Here is a 2,122-nt window from a genome sequence, read left to right on the forward strand (position 1 = left end):
TTTCTATTTTTATAGTGAGGAAGCTCAGGATCACGGCCAATTACCGTAATTCTGGGTTTTCAAGTTTCAGTCTTTTCCTTAAAGTGGGTCAAATTCTGTTAAGTTTATGACCTAGTTGTGCCATATTTATATACCGATATGTTTATTGATATGTACAACTACTTACACATATGATGTAAAATAAAAGTACTTGTATTTTAAGAAAATTAAAGGATTTTAGGGTGAGTAGTTTGAAAAGAATAGGTATGTTAGCAGCGTTACTAGTAGTTGGAGTCTCATTAACTGCATGTGGTAATTCATCTACAACCAGCCATCAAAATAATGAATGAAAAAATACACATTTGAAATATGTTCAAGGCGTATTTAATAACTATCACCTTTTATTCAAGGTACCCCATGCCCGGGTCAATAGGACGAAAAGTAATAGTTAACTAAAGCACTCATATTCACCCTTGACAATATGGTTACTTTGCTAAAAAATGGTGTAATAAATACAAAAGCTCTTTAGCCAAAATAAGCTAAAGGGCTTTACAATCTGCCGCTTACTATTTTGCAGTGCTATATTTCAATAATTAGCGTTGGGGGCAAGCAAATATGAATAAGCAACTAGAACGTGTTTCTTTTGCGGGGGCACTTGTCACTTTAGGAATTGTGTACGGTGATATTGGCACTTCACCATTGTATGTTATGAATGCATTGATTGGTGACGCCGGTAAAATGGGAAATATTTCTCCCGATTACGTGATTGGATCGATATCGTTGATTTTTTGGACATTAATGATCATTACAACGTTGAAGTATGTTGTTATTGCAATGCAAGCCGATAATAAGCGTGAAGGCGGAATTTTTGCTTTATATGCATTGGTTCGAAAAAATTCAAAATGGTTAATTTGGCCAGCCTTGATTGGTGGGGCGGCTATTTTGGCCGATGGAACATTAACTCCTGCAGTAACTGTGACTTCAGCCATTGAGGGATTAAAAAAACAACACCTTGGCCCTGTGGTGTTTAGTAATTCTCAACATAACGTCTTGATTATCACAACAGTTGTTCTACTCGTATTATTTATGATTCAACATTTTGGAACAGGTGTGATTGGTAAATCCTTTGGACCAGTGATGATTTTATGGTTTGGATTTTTGGCTTTTTTTGGAATCGTTAATCTAATCAATTATCCAATGATATTGAAGGCTATTTCTCCCTATTATGGAATTAAGATACTCTTCAGTCCAGTTAACAAAGTGGGAATCTTTATACTTGGAAGTATCTTTTTGGCAACCACAGGAGCAGAGGCTTTATATTCCGATATGGGTCACGTTGGCAAGAAGAATATTTATGTAACCTGGCCACTAGTATATAGCTCCCTATTTTTAAATTACTTAGGTCAGGGGGCTTGGATAATTAGACATGCAGGCAACACTGCTTACAGACACTTATCGAACTTAAATCCCTTTTATGAAATGCTCCCAGGGTCTTGGCGCCTAGTTGGCATTTTGCTAGCCACACTCGCTGCAATCATTGCCTCTCAGGCGTTAATTTCGGGTTCTTACACTTTAGTCGATGAAGCAATTGGCTTAAAATTTTTACCTAGAATGGTTATTAGACATCCAAGTAATATAAAAAATCAAATTTATATTGCAACTGTTAACTGGATACTATGTATAATAACAATCAGTGTAGTCTGGTTCTTTGGTAGTTCACAAAAAATGGAGGCTGCGTATGGTTTAGCAATCACTATTACCATGCTTATGACTACCGTGCTTTTGCATGAATTTTTAAATAAACACCTAAATAAGGGAATGGCGCTTATAATTGCCTTGTTTTTTGGTATTATTGAACTAATCTTTCTAATTTCAAGTTTGGTTAAGTTTATTCATGGCGGTTATGTTACCTTAACAATCATGTTGGGTATTCTTTATATTATGTGTCTTTGGTATTTTGGAAATAAACGAAGAGAACATTATGAAAAAGAAAGCGAGTATGTTTCACTTCTTGACTATCGTGATCAACTCTCTGAATTAAGCGCAGACAATACAATACCTTTGTTCACGACTAACTTAGTGTATATGACTGAAACTTGAAAGCACGAAAACTAGCCGGAGCTGCGTCAGCTTCGGCTTTTCT

1 pseudogene is annotated in these 2,122 nt (G+C 35.8%); it reads left to right on the plus strand.

Going from position 1 to position 2,122, the window contains the following annotated elements:
* Positions 1 to 594 precede the first annotated feature (594 nt).
* Positions 595 to 2,073: pseudogene (locus tag FD32_RS00425) on the plus strand (KUP/HAK/KT family potassium transporter); the annotation flags it as partial.
* Positions 2,074 to 2,122: the final 49 nt, after the last annotated feature.

Origin of the sequence: Limosilactobacillus panis DSM 6035 (assembly GCF_001435935.1) — a bacterium.
GTDB classification, from domain to species: Bacteria; Bacillota; Bacilli; order Lactobacillales; family Lactobacillaceae; genus Limosilactobacillus; species Limosilactobacillus panis.